The organism is Candidatus Thermokryptus mobilis, assembly GCF_900070205.1.
Classification (GTDB): Bacteria; Bacteroidota; Ignavibacteria; order Kryptoniales; family Kryptoniaceae; genus Kryptonium; species Kryptonium mobile.
In genome coordinates, this window is record NZ_FAOO01000001.1 from 58,355 (window position 1) to 73,321 (window position 14,967).

General features: G+C 38.7%; 14 protein-coding genes. 8 read left to right on the plus strand and 6 right to left on the minus strand.

Features of this window, described 5'->3' with window-relative positions:
• Positions 1-63 precede the first annotated feature (63 nt).
• From FKZ43_RS00260 to glnD, 3 genes are read right to left on the minus strand one after another with little or no spacing between them, the layout of a single operon-like run.
• Complete coding sequence (locus FKZ43_RS00260) at positions 64-1,074, minus strand: radical SAM protein (protein ID WP_140943872.1); 1,011 nt, start codon at positions 1,072-1,074, stop codon at positions 64-66.
• 22 nt (positions 1,075-1,096) lie between these two features.
• Positions 1,097-2,023, minus strand: a complete 927-nt coding sequence (locus FKZ43_RS00265; protein ID WP_140943873.1) for a hypothetical protein — start codon at positions 2,021-2,023, stop codon at positions 1,097-1,099.
• Positions 2,024-2,025: 2 nt separating this feature from the next.
• Positions 2,026-4,611: a [protein-PII] uridylyltransferase gene (gene glnD, locus FKZ43_RS00270; RefSeq protein WP_140943874.1), complete on the minus strand. Its 2,586-nt coding sequence runs from the start codon at positions 4,609-4,611 to the stop codon at positions 2,026-2,028.
• 63 nt (positions 4,612-4,674) lie between these two features.
• Between glnD and FKZ43_RS00275 the strand changes: the two genes are divergently transcribed.
• From FKZ43_RS00275 to FKZ43_RS00310, 8 genes are all read left to right on the plus strand, one after another.
• Positions 4,675-4,995 carry a Rieske (2Fe-2S) protein gene (locus tag FKZ43_RS00275; protein ID WP_140943875.1) on the plus strand — a complete coding sequence of 107 codons (321 nt, stop codon included), beginning with the start codon at positions 4,675-4,677 and terminating at the stop codon, positions 4,993-4,995.
• A complete protein-coding gene (gene queG / locus FKZ43_RS00280; RefSeq protein WP_140943876.1) occupies positions 4,982-6,607 on the plus strand; it encodes a tRNA epoxyqueuosine(34) reductase QueG in 1,626 nt (541 codons plus the stop codon). Before FKZ43_RS00275 ends, queG begins: the two co-directional genes overlap by 14 nt.
• Positions 6,594-7,535 (plus strand): thioredoxin-disulfide reductase, encoded by a 942-nt coding sequence (trxB, locus tag FKZ43_RS00285; RefSeq protein ID WP_140943877.1) that lies wholly within the window; start codon positions 6,594-6,596, stop codon positions 7,533-7,535. The genes queG and trxB overlap by 14 nt, the downstream gene beginning before the upstream one ends.
• Before the next feature lie 94 nt (positions 7,536-7,629).
• Positions 7,630-9,042, plus strand: coding sequence for a tetratricopeptide repeat protein (locus tag FKZ43_RS00290; protein WP_140943878.1), 1,413 nt, complete (start codon positions 7,630-7,632; stop codon positions 9,040-9,042).
• 27 nt (positions 9,043-9,069) lie between these two features.
• Positions 9,070-9,951 (plus strand): shikimate dehydrogenase, encoded by an 882-nt coding sequence (aroE, locus tag FKZ43_RS00295; protein WP_140943879.1) that lies wholly within the window; start codon positions 9,070-9,072, stop codon positions 9,949-9,951.
• Positions 9,948-10,787 carry an ATP-dependent sacrificial sulfur transferase LarE gene (larE, locus tag FKZ43_RS00300; protein ID WP_140943880.1) on the plus strand — a complete coding sequence of 280 codons (840 nt, stop codon included), beginning with the start codon at positions 9,948-9,950 and terminating at the stop codon, positions 10,785-10,787. Before aroE ends, larE begins: the two co-directional genes overlap by 4 nt.
• Positions 10,788-10,802: 15 nt before the next feature.
• Positions 10,803-11,087 carry a GYD domain-containing protein gene (locus FKZ43_RS00305; RefSeq protein WP_140943881.1) on the plus strand — a complete coding sequence of 95 codons (285 nt, stop codon included), beginning with the start codon at positions 10,803-10,805 and terminating at the stop codon, positions 11,085-11,087.
• On the plus strand, positions 11,084-11,719 hold the full coding sequence (locus FKZ43_RS00310; RefSeq protein ID WP_140943882.1) for a hypothetical protein: 636 nt from the start codon (positions 11,084-11,086) through the stop codon (positions 11,717-11,719). The genes FKZ43_RS00305 and FKZ43_RS00310 overlap by 4 nt, the downstream gene beginning before the upstream one ends.
• Before the next feature lie 2 nt (positions 11,720-11,721).
• Here the strand turns inward: FKZ43_RS00310 and FKZ43_RS00315 are convergent, their stop codons facing one another.
• The 3 genes from FKZ43_RS00315 to FKZ43_RS00325 are packed head-to-tail and all read right to left on the minus strand — an operon-like array spanning position 11,722 to position 14,945.
• Positions 11,722-12,978 (minus strand): ABC transporter permease, encoded by a 1,257-nt coding sequence (locus tag FKZ43_RS00315; protein WP_140943883.1) that lies wholly within the window; start codon positions 12,976-12,978, stop codon positions 11,722-11,724.
• An 18-nt stretch (positions 12,979-12,996) separates the two neighbouring features.
• Positions 12,997-14,223, minus strand: coding sequence for an ABC transporter permease (locus FKZ43_RS00320; RefSeq protein ID WP_140943884.1), 1,227 nt, complete (start codon positions 14,221-14,223; stop codon positions 12,997-12,999).
• 17 nt (positions 14,224-14,240) lie between these two features.
• Entirely contained in the window at positions 14,241-14,945 is a 705-nt protein-coding gene (locus FKZ43_RS00325) for an ABC transporter ATP-binding protein (RefSeq protein WP_140943885.1), read from the minus strand.
• Between the last annotated feature and the right edge of the window lie 22 nt (positions 14,946-14,967).

Sequence of the window (14,967 nt, forward strand, 5' to 3'; positions counted from 1 at the left end):
GAAAACAAGACAAAATTTGTCTACTTTTTCAGAAAATAAAACAAACTTAAAGTTCAAAATGTTTCAGCCTGTCGTCTGTCTAAATTTTACCCTGTCCTTAAACGGCTCTTCGCGATCGGAAAAATCAGGACGATAAAAATCCGGCGACTCCTCAAATTCTTGTATCCAACCGTTTTCAAAACCAAACTTATCAAGTAATTCAATCACCGCAGCATATTCGCTGAACATTATCCGCCTTGATATCAATGGATAGTTAAACGCCTTGTTCGTTGGATAATACTGTGCCATTACACTTAAAGTGACATCCGTTCCAAGTTCTTCAGCTATCCAACGAAGTGAATCTTCGCTTCCAGCAATATCATTGGGTAAAATTAAGTGCCTTATTATTAAACCTCGTTTCAAAATCCCATCCTCTATCAAAAGTTCTGACCCAACTTGCCTCCACATCTCTTTAATCGCAAGCCGTGAATACTTAACATAGTCCCTTACCTTTGAATATCTCCACGCATTCTCATTATTGCTATACTTTATATCTGGAAGGTAAATGTCAACTATACCGTCAAGAAGCTTCAAAACCTCAACAGAATCATAGGCGTTTGTATTGTAAACAAGAGGCAACCTCAATCCATTTTCAACTGCAATATAAAGCGCTTTCACAATCTGGGGGACAAAGTGCGTTGGTGAAACGAGCCCTATATTATGACAACCCATATCCTGAAGTTCAAGCATTATCTCAGCAAGCCGTTCTATTGTAACCTCATTTTTTATCTCAACTTTCCAATTCTGACTTATTTGATAATTTTGACAATAAACGCATCTTAAGTTGCAATTCCCAAAAAATATATTCCCAGCTCCATTAACACCAACGAGCAATGGCTCTTCACCAAAATGTGGAACATAAGCAGAAACGATCGGTTTATAGCCCGAATAACATCTTGCTATCTCACCATTTAATCTATTGACGCCACAATTATGCGGACATATATTACAACTCTCAAGCATTTTTTCAAGGATTTGAACCCGCCTTTTTAATTCGCCCGACTCATACAACTTAACATATGACGGGATGAACATATCTTTGCCGAAAAATTAGTTTTTAAATTTTTGCTAATCGCCTTGCATTGTTTATCGGCAAAAACTCCCGCATATTTTCAAGGATATACCCAATTTCATCCTTCAATTCAATATAATATCTCAATTCTGTTTCCCTTTGATTTAACTCGCTTTCGTCAACACTTCTCTTATCTCCGCCCTCAATTCTATAGCCCTGTTCTATCATCTCGTTGAAAAATTGTTTTCTCCCCGTCTTCAAGTTATCCACTTGAGACTGAGACCACCCTATCACATCTTGGAGAAGTTCATAAATCTCATAAACACTTGAAGCAGTCGGATTGCCAAGGAAAATCTTCAAAAGAAAATTGAACTTCTCAACCGAAATCCCGGGACCGCCAGCCGAATACAAAAGATAAACCCTTAAAAATTCCTCACGCCACTCTTCCTTCCAAAACTTATCCCTTAAAATCGCCTTCACAAAATCGCTCTCATTTCGGAAAACAACATCTACCATCTGCGAAATCTCCTTTGACGGTTTATATTCAAGGTTCAATAACCTGACATATCTTCTGAGGTTAACATTGCCCAACCTCACGCTGAAGTTCCTCACAACGGTTTCATCCCTCCTTTTTATTGTGATGTAAAAATTCGCTTGCAAATTTCTCCGCTCAAGTTCAGAAATTATATCCTCAACATCCTGAGCGGTCAAATCAATTTCATCAAGAATTTTTGAAAATATTGCTTTGTCAGAAACTTTCGGTGTGAATGCAGGAGCAAACAAAAGGTCAATCTCATAATCTTCCCCCATCGGGTCCTTCTCCACAATCTTTGGGAATTCCTCACTGAAAAATTTATCAATCTGATCAAGCGTGTATGAGTAATGCGTAAGGATATGATTTATTATCTGATCTGTGAGTTGCCTTGGCTTCGTGAGTTCAAGTGCTATCATCTCAATTATTTTTTCCTTCATTTTCACTCCGATGTTAATTTTAAATTGTTAAGTTCATAAATTACACTTAAAATCTCGCTTCTTACCTTTTCCCTGAATTTTTCGTCCTCAATTTTTCTTCCTTCTAAATCAAGGACATAGAAAGAGTCAACTATCCCATCAACACGGGTGGAAATTTTCGCAAAATATATGTTCAAGCCAAGTTCCGACATCTTCCTCGAGACCATATAGAGGAAACCGAGCGAGTCAGGAGCGAAAACATCAATTATTGTGAAATCCTTTGAATCCTCAAATTCAACCGCAATCTTAACATCCTTCCTCGTCCTTTCAATCTTGCGTTTCCACCTTCTCCTGTGTCTTACAAAAAGTTCATCAAGATTTATCTTTCCGTTGAAAAGATCGTTCAAATCATTTTCAATTTTCTTCATCTGTTCCTTTGAAAGCTCAGCTCCTGAAACATAGTCAAACACCCTGAACTTGTCAATTACTATCCCATCCCTACGCGTGAAGATTTTCGCATCAAATATATTTGCATCATTTACGGATAAAACACCACAAATGCTCGCCAAGACAAAAGGAGCATCCTTGGTTATAACGGTTATCTCGGTGTATCCATCTTTAATCTCAAAAATTACATCCACACTTTTCTCCCCTGCTTCGGAAATTTTCCTTATGTGATTTTCTATCTCTTCGCTCGTGAAAACGCTTGAATAAGAATCACCCTCAATCAAATTTTCAAAATGATTCTCAACAATTTCCCTTGATATCTTCCCTGACAACGATTCAATAACACTCCGAATTCTCTGACTCGCCATCTCCTCAATAAAATCACGGATTCCTTCAATGTCAAGATTTCTCTCAATTACCAACCTCGCCAATTGATAAAGCTCGTCAATTAATTGTGCCTTCCAGGTTGTCCAAACGCTCGGATTAACAGCGGAAAGGTCTGCGTAAGTTAAAATGTAAAGCAAATCAAGCTGTTCGGCGTTTTCAAAGTTTGATGCGAAAGAAAATAGGGTTTCTGGGTCGTTGAAGTTTCTGCGAAAAGCTGTTTGCTCAAACAAAAGGTGATTTTTAACAAGGAAACAGACATCTTCAACGGCATCAAAATTTATACGCCTTAAAAATGCACGAGCGATTTCAGCCCCGATCTTTGAATGCTCTTCAACCTTAACCGCTTTTCCGATATCGTGAAACAATATCGCAAGGTAAAGAACATCTTTCCTTCTCAAACCCCTAAAGATTTCACCGAGCGATGATTCGCTCCTTTTTAGCTCCTGAGCGTTTTTGATAGCCCTTAAAGTGTGCTCATCAACCGTAAAATAATGATAAACGCTATGCTGTGGCAAACAAGTTAACGCCCCAAATTCAGGTATGTATTTGCCAAGTATTCCAAGCTCATGCATCAATTCAAGCGTCTCCGCAACATAACCTTCGCAATTCAAAATATCTATGAAAATTTTATCAACCTCCCGATTGTTTGAAAAATCAAGATGATCAATTAATGCGATCATTTCTTGCTTTAACTCATCGCTAAAATCAACATTATCCCTGCACCTATAGAGTAAGGCATTGAAAACATCAACTGGTGTTAATTTTCTCTGTTCCGAATTTAATATCAGCCTTTTATCATCACGAATTGAAAAAACATCGTCTATCTTTTTGATTTTCTTATGTCCTTTAAGTCCGCTGTTCTCAATCTCCGAGATGAAAAATTTATTCAGCATATAAATTTCCCTTGCTCGCAGATAATAATCACGCATGAAAACTTCAACACTTTTTCGCCCGGCGTTTTCATCTGCATATCCAAACGAATTCGCAATTTTTTCCTGAATGTTAAAATCCAAAACATCTCCAGCTCCATTCAAATGAAGTTCAATTCGGGTCTTAAGCAAAAACTCAAACGCCTCAACTATAGATGAAAATTTCTGCCGATTTATCATCCCCTTGTGATACATCAACTCAAACATCTCTTTACAAGCTGAGCTCTCCCCAGGTAGAGTCCAGAAGTCGGGGTCGGTGCCTTTCAAAATCCAAAGTAAAGTATGAACATCCCTCAAACCACCAGCGCTCTTCTTAATGTTAGGCTCAAGAAGTTTTATCGTATTCCCATACTTTTCATGCCTTAAGCGGTTGCTATTTACAATCCATCTGACAAATGCCCCATTTTTATCGCTCAATGTTTTTTCCATTATCCGCCTTTTGAAATCTTCAAATAGATTCCTATCGCCACACACAAACCTTGACTCAAGCAACGATGCCCACGATTCAAAATCCGAGCCGAAAAGTTCAAGGCATTCATCAATTGTTCTGAAACTATGCCCGATATTTACATTGAGCCCCCAAATCTGTCGGAAAAATTTAACAGCTAAATCTTCCGTTTCTTCATTCTTTCCTTCAACAAGGAGCATCAAATCAATATCAGATCTTGGACAAAGCTCAATCCTTCCATATCCGCCAAGCGCAATCAAAGCAGAGGAGGGAATTTTTAAACCCTCGTAAATTGGTTTTATCATTGAGTCAAGCGTGAGCGTTAAAATCTTCGTGGTTTCAAAAGCGCTCTTTCCTTGCTTCTGTAAAAGTTCTATTTCATAAAAATCTATCTCCATGGGCTAAAACTTTGTCTTTTCCATACAACTGGCTAAATTATTACCAAAAACCTTTTTCTAAATATGCCAAAAGAAATTAAACTTTGCAAAATTACAGATGTAAAGAGGGCAAAATCTTTCAAAATAGAGGATTTTGAAATTGCTCTTGTAAATTTAAACTCAAATTTCTTTGCCATCTCAAATATCTGTCCACACCAACATACACGAATCGTCAACGGCTCGGAAGCAATAATTGAAGGTGAAAATATAATTTGCCCGATGCACGGTTGGACCTTTGAAATAAAAACTGGGAAACCAATCTATGGCTCGGGAAGATTGAAAACCTTTGAAGTCAACATCAAAAACAACGAAATATGGATAAAACTTGATGATGGACAGGATTGAATTGACACGGGAAATTAAAAGGAAAGCGATTGAAATAGGATTTTCAAAAGTTGGAATTGCAAAGGCACAGCAGTTGGAAAACGAAGCGATAAAACTTTCGCAATGGCTTGAGAGAGGATATGAAGCGGATATGAAATGGATGCGGGAAAGCTTTGAAAAACGAATTAATCCCGCGCTTGTCCTACCGGGCGCAAAATCAATTATAAGCGTCGCATTGAACTACTTCAAAAATCTCCCACAAGCACAGAAAGAAGAAGGAAAAATCTCAATCTACGCACTTGGAATTGACTATCACATCGTTTTAAAATCAAAGCTTGAAAAACTTCGCCAATTTATCCTCAAACTCGTCCCGGAAGCAAACGCAAAAGTTTATGTTGACACGGGACCCGTGATGGAAAAGGTCTGGGCTACAAAAGCCGGCATTGGTTGGATAGGAAAAAATTCAAACTTGATAACAAGGGAATTCGGCTCTTGGGTCTTCCTTGGCGAAATCATAACTGATATTGAACTTGAATATGATGAACCTATGAGTGATTTCTGTGGCAAATGCACAAGATGTATAATCGCATGCCCAACCGAAGCGATAGTTGAACCCTATGTCGTTGACTCAAACAAATGCATCTCATACTGGACAATTGAATATAAAGGAGATGAATTTCCAGATGACTTGGGAAGGAGGTTTAAAAATTTAATTTTCGGATGCGACATCTGTCAGGAGGTTTGCCCCTGGAATCTAAAATTTCAAAAGGAAACAGAGGTTGAGGAGTTTAAGCCATTTAGTTATAATCTGAATCCAAAATTAAGTGAACTCTCAAAGCTGACTGAAAAGCAGTTCAAATCAAATTACAAATTAAGTCCGATAAAAAGAGCGAAATTTCACGGCTTCATCAGAAATATAAAAAATGCGATAAAGAACATGGTTTTAATGAAAATTTCGGAGTTGGATTTTGACTGTGCAATTTTTGATCTTGATGGTGTAATAGCGGATACATTTCAATTTCATTTTAAATCGTGGAGGAAAATATGTGAAGAATTTGGAAGGGATTTAAGCGTTGATGAATTTAGAACCATCATTTTTGGAAGAAGAGGGGAGGAAAGCGCTAAAATTTTATTTGATGGGAAAATCAAAGACGAGGAAATAAAAAAGATAGGGGCAAGGGTTAACGAAATCTTCAGGGACATAGCCCGTGGTAAGTTAAAAAGCGTTGATGGTGCGATTGAAGTTGTGAAGATTTTAAAAGAAAACGGGATAAAAGTCGCCCTTGCCACATCTGCCCCAGATGAAAATGTTGAGTTGATTTTTGAAGAGCTCAATTTATATGGTTTGTTTGATATCGTTATCACTTCAAAAGATGTTCAACGGGGTAAGCCAGCTCCAGATATCTTCATTCTTCCAGCGAAAAGATTAAATTGTAGGGCGGAAAGATGCATCGTTTTTGAGGACTCAATTGCTGGTTTGATTTCAGCTAAAAACGCCGGGATGGTTGCAATTGGCGTTGAAACCACTTTGAGAAAAGATGAGTTATCAAATTATGCAGATTTTTCAATCAAAAATTTCTTTGAATTAATTGAAATTTTAAAACAAAGGACGCTTAAAAATGCAGGCGATTGAACACAGAAAGCTCATAATTATCGGTTCTGGACCTGCTGGTTTGACTGCTGCGATTTACGCAGCACGTGCTGACCTTGAACCGCTCGTTTTTGAGGGTTCTCAACCGGGGGGACAATTGATGCTCACAACAGAGGTTGAAAATTTCCCCGGGTTCCCGAAGGGTATTCAAGGACCTGAACTTATGCAACTTATGCGTGAACAAGCTGAAAGGTTCGGTGCAAAACTTGAGATGCTTGATGTCACCAAAGTTGATTTTTCTGTTAGACCGTTTAAAATTTGGGCTGATGAGGACCTCTACACTGCTGACGCTGTGATAATTGCAACTGGTGCATCAGCGAAATGGCTTGGGCTTGAATCAGAGCAAAAACTTCGCGGATATGGCGTCTCGGCTTGCGCAACTTGTGATGGTTTCTTTTTCAAAGATAAAGAAGTAGTCGTCGTTGGCGGTGGGGATACAGCAATGGAAGAAGCGCTTTTCCTGACAAGATATGCAAGCAAAGTCACAGTGGTACACCGAAGAGATAAGCTAAGAGCATCTAAAATTATGCAAGATAGGGCGATGAAAAACCCGAAGATAACCTTTATCTGGAACTCCGTGGTTGAAGATGTATACGATGTCACTCAGAAAAAAGTGACTGGTGTAAGATTAAGAAATGTCATAACCGGTGAAACGATAGATTACAAATGTGATGGTTTATTTGTAGCCATAGGGCATAAGCCAAACACCGAGATTTTCCAAGGGCAGATTGAAATGGACGAGCTCGGTTATATAATCACTAAACCTGGGACGACTCAAACGAGCGTTCCTGGGGTGTTTGCCGCTGGTGATGTTGCTGATAAGGTCTACCGGCAAGCTGTGACAGCTGCTGGGACTGGGTGTATGGCTGCTCTTGACGCCTCAAGATACCTTGAGGCGTTACACGATTAATAAAGGCGGGCTTATGCCCGCCTTTTCATTTGCTTGATTTAAAATTTTTCTTTATTTTGCCTCTGAAAAACCAAATTAAATCCCAAAATCAACCGTGAATTATCACGACTTTGACGACAGGGAAGAATTTGAAGAACAGCCAGAGAAGGAAAATCTTCAAGATAAAATCAAACAATACGAAGAATTCCTTAAGGAATCCGAGGGTGCCTATGTACACACAGAGATAGTAGAAGAGCTGATAGACCTTTACATGCTCTCTGGACAATATGAAAAAGCACTTTTCCATGTCCAAAAACTCATTGAGCTGTTCCCATACACAGTTGAATACTGGCTAAGACGAGGAATTATTTTAAACAATATGTCCGAATATGAAAAGGCGCTTTTATCATTTCACAAGGCATTGATGCTGAACCCAAACGAAGCTGACACCTGGGCGAATATGGCTATAACCTTTGAAAACCTTGACAAAACGGAAGAGGCGCTGGAATGTATAGACAGAGCCATTGAAATACAACCGATGAACACCGATTTCCTAAGGTTTAAAGCAGACCTGCTTGAAAAATCAGAAAACTACAATAAAGCGATTGAAACATTAAAAAAGCTTAGCGAAATTGAACCAAACGATAAAGAGACCTTCTTCAAACTTTCAATCTGTTATGAAAAAGTCGGAGATATTGACAGCCAAATTGAATCGCTTGAAAGATGCATTGAACTTGACCCTTATGATAGCCAAGTATGGTATAAAAAAGGCGTTGCGCTTGCAAAGAAAAATCAAATTGTAAAAGCTATTGAAAGCTTAGATATGGCTCTCGTCATAAAAGATGATCATACCGAGGCGCTTGAGAAAAAGGCTGAACTTTTATTAACTCTTGGCAGATATCCAGAAGCGATGGAGACATTTCGCCAGATATTGATATATCAACCCAACTCGGAACTCGCTCTTTTCTATCTTGGAAATATAAATGCGAAATTGGGTCAATATCGTGAAGCGATAAAATACTATAATCAAGCCCTTAAAATCAATCCAACCAATTATGTCACCTATTACGCTCGTGGGAATTGTTATGAAGCGCTTGGGAACTACAAAAAGGCACTCGCCGACTATACAACAGCTGTAAATTTCAATCCGAAAATACCCGAACTTTGGGAAGCAAAAGCAGATGTTGAATATGAAATTGGCCGTTTCAGCGAAGCACTTTCAAGCTATATGATGGCTCTGAAACTTGATGAGAGAAACCCAGAACTATGGGTTGGGGTAGGGCTTGTTTATTTTGAGCTCGGGAGATATCAAGAAGCTGCTCAATCATTCTTTAACGCAATTAGAATTAAACCCGACTTTGCAGACCCATACTATGAGATCGGACGCCTCTTTTTGATGGCGGATATGATTGATGAAGCGGGAAAATACTTCACAAAGGCATTTGAACTTGACGAGTCTAAAATAGATGACTTTGAGTACGAGTTCCCACGCTATAAAAGGTATCTCAAAAAGTGGGTGAAAAGGTAAAATAACCGCTTTAAAAATTTTGGGGCCATGGAAATCAACGCTGAAACAAAAATCGTCGGACTCATAGGGCATCCTATAACCCATTCGTTTTCCCCTTTAATTCATAACTTCGCTTTTGATATACTTGGGCTAAATTATAAATACCTCGTTTTTGATGTCTTGCCTGAAAATTTAAAAGACGCCATCAAAGGAATTGTATCACTTGGAATAAAAGGAATCAATGTTACAATACCGCACAAAGAAACAGTTTTACAAAACCTTGATGATGCTTCTTCAGAAGCACGAATTATCGGCGCAGTGAATACCATCGTGAATGACAATGGAATCTTGAAAGGATTCAACACGGATGTTTTCGGTTTCACCGAATCATTGAGGGAATTCAAGGACATGGTATCAAATACACCCGCATTTATTTTTGGCGCTGGTGGCTCAGCAAGAGCCGTGATATATTCGCTCATAACAAATTTTCAGCCGGAAAGGATTACAATAGCGAACAGAAATTTGTCAAGGGCTGAAAGCATAGCAAGATATTTCTCTCAAGTTCTCGGATATAAAAATTTTGAGGTCAAGGAGTTTTTCTTGCCTGAAATATCAGCTGATATAAAATCATCACGGCTTATTGTAAACACGACCCCAATTGGGATGTATCCGAACTCGGATGATATTCCAATTCAAAGCGACGATATATTTCACCCCGGGCAAATTGTCTACGACCTTGTTTATAACCCACCTTTTACGAGATTTTTAAAATTTGCGCAAGAAAAAGGAGCAACTGTAATAAGCGGAATTGACATGCTTATTCTTCAAGCAAGTAAATCATTTGAACTTTGGACCGGCAAGCAGATGCCTGTGGGAGAGGTTAAGAGGTTTTTAATTCAAAAATTAAAATCAAGGCGAAGAAAAAAATGACGCTTCAAGATAAATACGAACGCTTGAAAAAAATAATTGAAGAGATGGGCTCTATCGTAATTGGGTTCTCAGGTGGTGTGGATAGTACTCTTTTGTTAAAGGTTGCTCATGATATTTTAAAAGACAAAGTAATTGCTGTCATCGGAAAATCAGAAACATATCCAGAGGAAGAATTCAACGAGGCGATAAAGCTTGCAGAATTTATAGGTGTAAGGTATAAAATCGTCGCAACGGAAGAAACCGATAATTTAAAATTTGCTGAAAATCCCCCCGATAGATGCTACTATTGTAAAACCGAACTTTTCACAAAGCTAAAAGAAATCGCAAAAGCAGAGGGAATAAAATGGATAGCTGATGGGACTAATGCCGATGATGTCAAGGACTTCAGACCCGGCTTAAGGGCTGTCAGAGAAAATAATATCCGCTCACCACTTCTTGAAGCAGGTCTTACAAAAACCGAGATAAGAGAACTTTCACGCACCCTTGGACTCCCGACTTGGGACAAACCCTCTTTCGCTTGCCTTTCATCCAGATTCCCTTATGGAATGCCAATTGATAGGGAAAAACTTAAAAAGATAGACAAAGCAGAATCATTTCTGCGTAAACTTGGCTTAAAAGTGTTTAGAGTCAGATTGATTGACGAGAACACAGTCAGGATTGAAACCGGGAGAGAAGAATTTAAAAAATTTTTTGATGACGATTTCAGAATCAAAGTTGTAAGTGAATTAAAAAATCTTGGCTTCATTTACATTACGCTTGACCTTGAGGGATACAGAACTGGGAGCATGAATGAGGTTTTGAAAATTGAAGTTAAACAAAGCATACTTCAAACTTAAACGGAGGTGACAAAAATGGCGATTTATTTTCTCTTTGGGAAATACTCTCAAGAAGCGATGAAGGGAATGTCACCGCAACGAACAGAGGAAGCACACAAGCTTATTGAAAAGTTTGGCGGGAAAGTGAAAGAGATTTACGCTCTGCTTGGAGAGATTGACCTCGTGATAATAGCTGATTTCCCGGGAAATTCTGAAGCGATGAAGGCATCAATTTCCCTGTCAAAGCTTACAAACATTTCATTTAAAACTGCTCCAGCGGTGACAGTTGAAGAATTTGATAAAATGATTCAAGAGTTATGAAGATAATTTTTTTATTTCTCTTTCTTCTTCAGCCATCATTTTTAATGACACAGACATGCGATAGTGTCAGTATGGCGATTGAAATTGATACAGCTAAGAAAAAAATAAGCACTGGGGAAATTTTGCTCGGCGCAAGTGCAGCCATAGGTATACCGCTTACGATTGGGCTCGCGACGCTGAGCTTATCTCCACCGTCATACATTTTGTTTTTTAAAGATAAGAGACCGCATAACGGGATTGCCTTTGAAACGGCGATCGGCTACGGCGACACAACAAGATTTAGATTCTCCGATTTTAGAATAATTTTTCAATATGCTTACATTAAAAACTTCAAAAATAGATTGACACTTGCACTAAACAGGGATAAAACGCTTGGGAGATTTGGACGAAATAAAATTTTTGGATACGGCTTATCAATGGGATTCTGGGCTGGGACAAACTTCAAAAAAATGAATTTGATAGGAATTGAAGTTTCCATCTGGGTTGGGAACGCAATGAACATACCCTATATTTTTCTATTTCCACAACACCATTTATTTGTGAAGTTAAAGAGAGGATTTCTTTTAAACCCGATAGAACAAATAACCGAGATAAACATCGGGTTTTCATCCTCAATCACTCTGAAAAGATAAATTCACTCATACCTTAAAGATTCAACAGGGTCAACACTTGCTGCTTTCCAAGCTGGATAAACGCCGAAAATCATACCGACAAACGCACATATTAAAAAACCAATAACCACCCAATCATATGGAATTATCGGCTTAACCTTGAGTATAAATGCGAGAACATTTCCGCCTACTATTCCAAGAATTATTCCAATCATTCCGCCAAATTGACTTAAAAGGAAAGATTCAAGCAAGAACTGTGTCAAGATATTTCTTTTCGTTGCGCCCACAGCTTTCCTTATACCTATCTCGCGCGTCCTTTCAGTGACAGAGACAAGCATTATATTCATAATTCCAACGCCAGCTGCGACAAGTGCTATCATACTCACAACGAGCGCACCAACTTTAACCGCAAAGGTTAAATCATTGAACTGTTTTATTAGGGTTTCATTTGACTCAATCTCAAAATCATTTTCCTGACCAGGTGGAACTTTCCTTATTTTTCTCAAAAGAGCTACAATTTCTTCAACCGTTTCATTGTAAAGTTCTCGGCTCTTCGCCTTGACAAGTATAGTAAGGTTTCTATTCTTCCCGTAGAGGTTCAAAAAAGTTGAAAGAGGTATGATAACTATATTATCAAAACCACTACCGAATAATCCCCCCTTTTCTTTGAGGACGCCAACGACTTTAAAAGTATAACCATCAATTTTGACATCCTTACCAATTGGATCCACATTTGGGAAAAGTTTCTTTGTAACATTTGCACCAAGGACAACTATAAACCTTGAGAATTCAACATCATCTTCAAATATGGCTCTTCCATCTTGAACCACCCAATTATTCGTCGCAAAGCCCTCTGGTGTCTCACCGTAAACAAATACATTTGGATTCGTCTTAACATCCCTGAATTGAACTATCTTCGGTCCGCTCCACCCTTCAATTGCAACTGCTTCTGGAAGGGTTGCATTTTTAGCCACATATAACGCCTGCTCATAAGTTATATCCTTTCTGTTCCGGTATTTAGCCCAGTCTGCACCACCGATTATAACAGATGGGCGCTTTGTCACCTGAAATGTGTTCGTCCCCAAAAAACTCAGCGTCTCCTCCATACTATTTTGCAAAACCCTTATCCCAGTCATAACAACAATTATTGAAAAAACACCAACCACTACGCCAAGCAATGTTAAAAAGGTTCTCAACTTGTTCGCCTTGATTGAATCCCAAACCATATACAAACTCTCAACCAACTCAACCCAGAAAATTCTCAATTTATGATTTCGCATGTTGAATCCTTTTTGTTTTCACTCATACCTTAACGATTCAACGGGATCAACCTTTGAAGCTCTATAAGCTGGGATAAACCCAGCGATAATACCGACGAAGATAGAAATTAAAAGTGAAAGGAAAGCAACCCATAAAGGCAAGGATGTTGGGATTACTTGATCCACAACGAATCCAAGCAAAATCGCAAAGATTAAACCAATGACCCCACCAAAAAGACCTATTAAAATTGCTTCAATCAAAAATTGCATTAAAATCGCCCTACGTGTTGCACCGACCGCCTTTCTTATACCTATTTCTCTCGTTCTTTCCTTTACTGAAACAAACATAATGTTCATGATTCCGATGCCTCCAACTACCAAAGCCAAAATCGTTATCCCCAAACCCACAGCTCCTATGATTCCAACAGTTTGGTTATAAGCGTTTAAAAACAATTCTTGCCTATTAATTGAAAAATCATCTTCCTGCCATGGCTTAAGTTGTCTCAAAGTTCGCATTATTCCCCTAAGTTCTTCAATTGCATCTTCTATCTCGTTCATATCTCTGACTTTAACATTTATTGTCGTTCCAGCACGCCACGGGAAGATTCTAATAAATTGACCAATCGGAATGTAAATCCTATCATCAAGAGATGCTAAGCCGAGAAATTTTCCCTGCTTTTCAAGGACACCAACGACTCTAAAACTTCTCCCCGCAATTTTCAATTCCCTTCCAATTGGGTTTACATTCATGAAAAGCTTTTCAGCGATCTCTGCACCTATAACGCAAACTGGTCTCTCTGCTTTAACTTCAATCTCGCTCATAAATCTTCCCAATTCAACAGACACACCACTTGTATATATGAACTCATCAGTCGTCCCAACTACTACGGTATTTTTTAAGACATTGCCCCCGTATCTTACAGTCGCATCAAATGAAGAGATAGTTGGAGCAACAGCGACAGCATAAGTTGACCTTTCTTTTATATACTTGGCATAACTTATTTGGATTTCTCGCCTGTTCCTGTATTTCCACCAATCTTCACCCGTAAACCAAGGCCACTTCTGGATGTAAAGCACATCTGCTCCTATTGCAGATATACTTGTTTCAAAAGCTCTCCTCAAACCCTCAATTGCCATATTCATCAATGTAACGGAGACAATTCCAATTACAACACCAAGCGTTGTAAGCGAAGAACGAAGCTTATGGGCAAGAATTGATTGAAACGCTGATTTAAAGCTTTCTTTAAGTTGAAGTGTAAATCTCATCTCTCAGAGGATGTTTTTTATCCTTTTCGTTCAATTCTATCAATGACCCTTTCATCACTTTCAATCAATCCATCCCTTATCCTTATAATTCTGTGAGCATGCTTTGCAACATCTGGTTCATGTGTCACGATTATAATGGTATTTCCTTTTTTGTGAAGTTCATCAAACAGAGCAAGGATTTCAGCTCCTGTTTTAGTGTCCAGATTTCCTGTTGGTTCGTCCGCAAGGATAATTGATGGTTTATTTACCAAAGCCCGAGCAATTGCAACCCTTTGCCTTTGCCCTCCTGAAAGTTCATTCGGTTTATGATGCAATCTATCCCCAAGCCCAACCTGTTCAAGCGCCTCACGAGCAAGTTTTTTTCTCAGCTCCCCTGGAACACCAGCATAGATCAACGGCAATTCAACATTGTGCAAAGCATCAGCCCTGGGCAAAAGATTAAACATCTGAAAGACAAAACCAATCTCTTTGTTCCTTATCTTTGCAAGATCATTATCGCTTAACTCACTCACATTTACACCGTTCAAAAAATACCTACCCGATGTCGGCGTGTCAAGACAACCAATTATATTCATAAGCGTTGACTTTCCAGAACCAGACGGACCCATAATGGCAACATATTCCCCTTTCTCTATCTCAAGATTTATGCCTCTCAAAGCGTGAACTTTCTCAGCTCCAAGGTCATAAATCTTGACAATATTTTCTAGTTTAATTAAAGGCATTTCAATACCTCATTTAAATTTT

Bases quoted from the DNA above. Each gene is read 5' to 3' on its own strand.
- FKZ43_RS00260 (WP_140943872.1), bottom strand. From the start codon at position 1,074: ATGTTCATCCCGTCATATGTTAAGTTGTATGAGTCGGGCGAATTAAAA.
- FKZ43_RS00265 (WP_140943873.1), bottom strand. From the start codon at position 2,023: ATGAAGGAAAAAATAATTGAGATGATAGCACTTGAACTCACGAAGCCA.
- glnD (WP_140943874.1), bottom strand. From the start codon at position 4,611: ATGGAGATAGATTTTTATGAAATAGAACTTTTACAGAAGCAAGGAAAG.
- FKZ43_RS00275 (WP_140943875.1), top strand. From the start codon at position 4,675: ATGCCAAAAGAAATTAAACTTTGCAAAATTACAGATGTAAAGAGGGCA.
- queG (WP_140943876.1), top strand. From the start codon at position 4,982: ATGGACAGGATTGAATTGACACGGGAAATTAAAAGGAAAGCGATTGAA.
- trxB (WP_140943877.1), top strand. From the start codon at position 6,594: ATGCAGGCGATTGAACACAGAAAGCTCATAATTATCGGTTCTGGACCT.
- aroE (WP_140943879.1), top strand. From the start codon at position 9,070: ATGGAAATCAACGCTGAAACAAAAATCGTCGGACTCATAGGGCATCCT.
- larE (WP_140943880.1), top strand. From the start codon at position 9,948: ATGACGCTTCAAGATAAATACGAACGCTTGAAAAAAATAATTGAAGAG.
- FKZ43_RS00305 (WP_140943881.1), top strand. From the start codon at position 10,803: ATGGCGATTTATTTTCTCTTTGGGAAATACTCTCAAGAAGCGATGAAG.
- FKZ43_RS00310 (WP_140943882.1), top strand. From the start codon at position 11,084: ATGAAGATAATTTTTTTATTTCTCTTTCTTCTTCAGCCATCATTTTTA.
- FKZ43_RS00315 (WP_140943883.1), bottom strand. From the start codon at position 12,978: ATGCGAAATCATAAATTGAGAATTTTCTGGGTTGAGTTGGTTGAGAGT.
- FKZ43_RS00320 (WP_140943884.1), bottom strand. From the start codon at position 14,223: ATGAGATTTACACTTCAACTTAAAGAAAGCTTTAAATCAGCGTTTCAA.
- FKZ43_RS00325 (WP_140943885.1), bottom strand. From the start codon at position 14,945: ATGCCTTTAATTAAACTAGAAAATATTGTCAAGATTTATGACCTTGGA.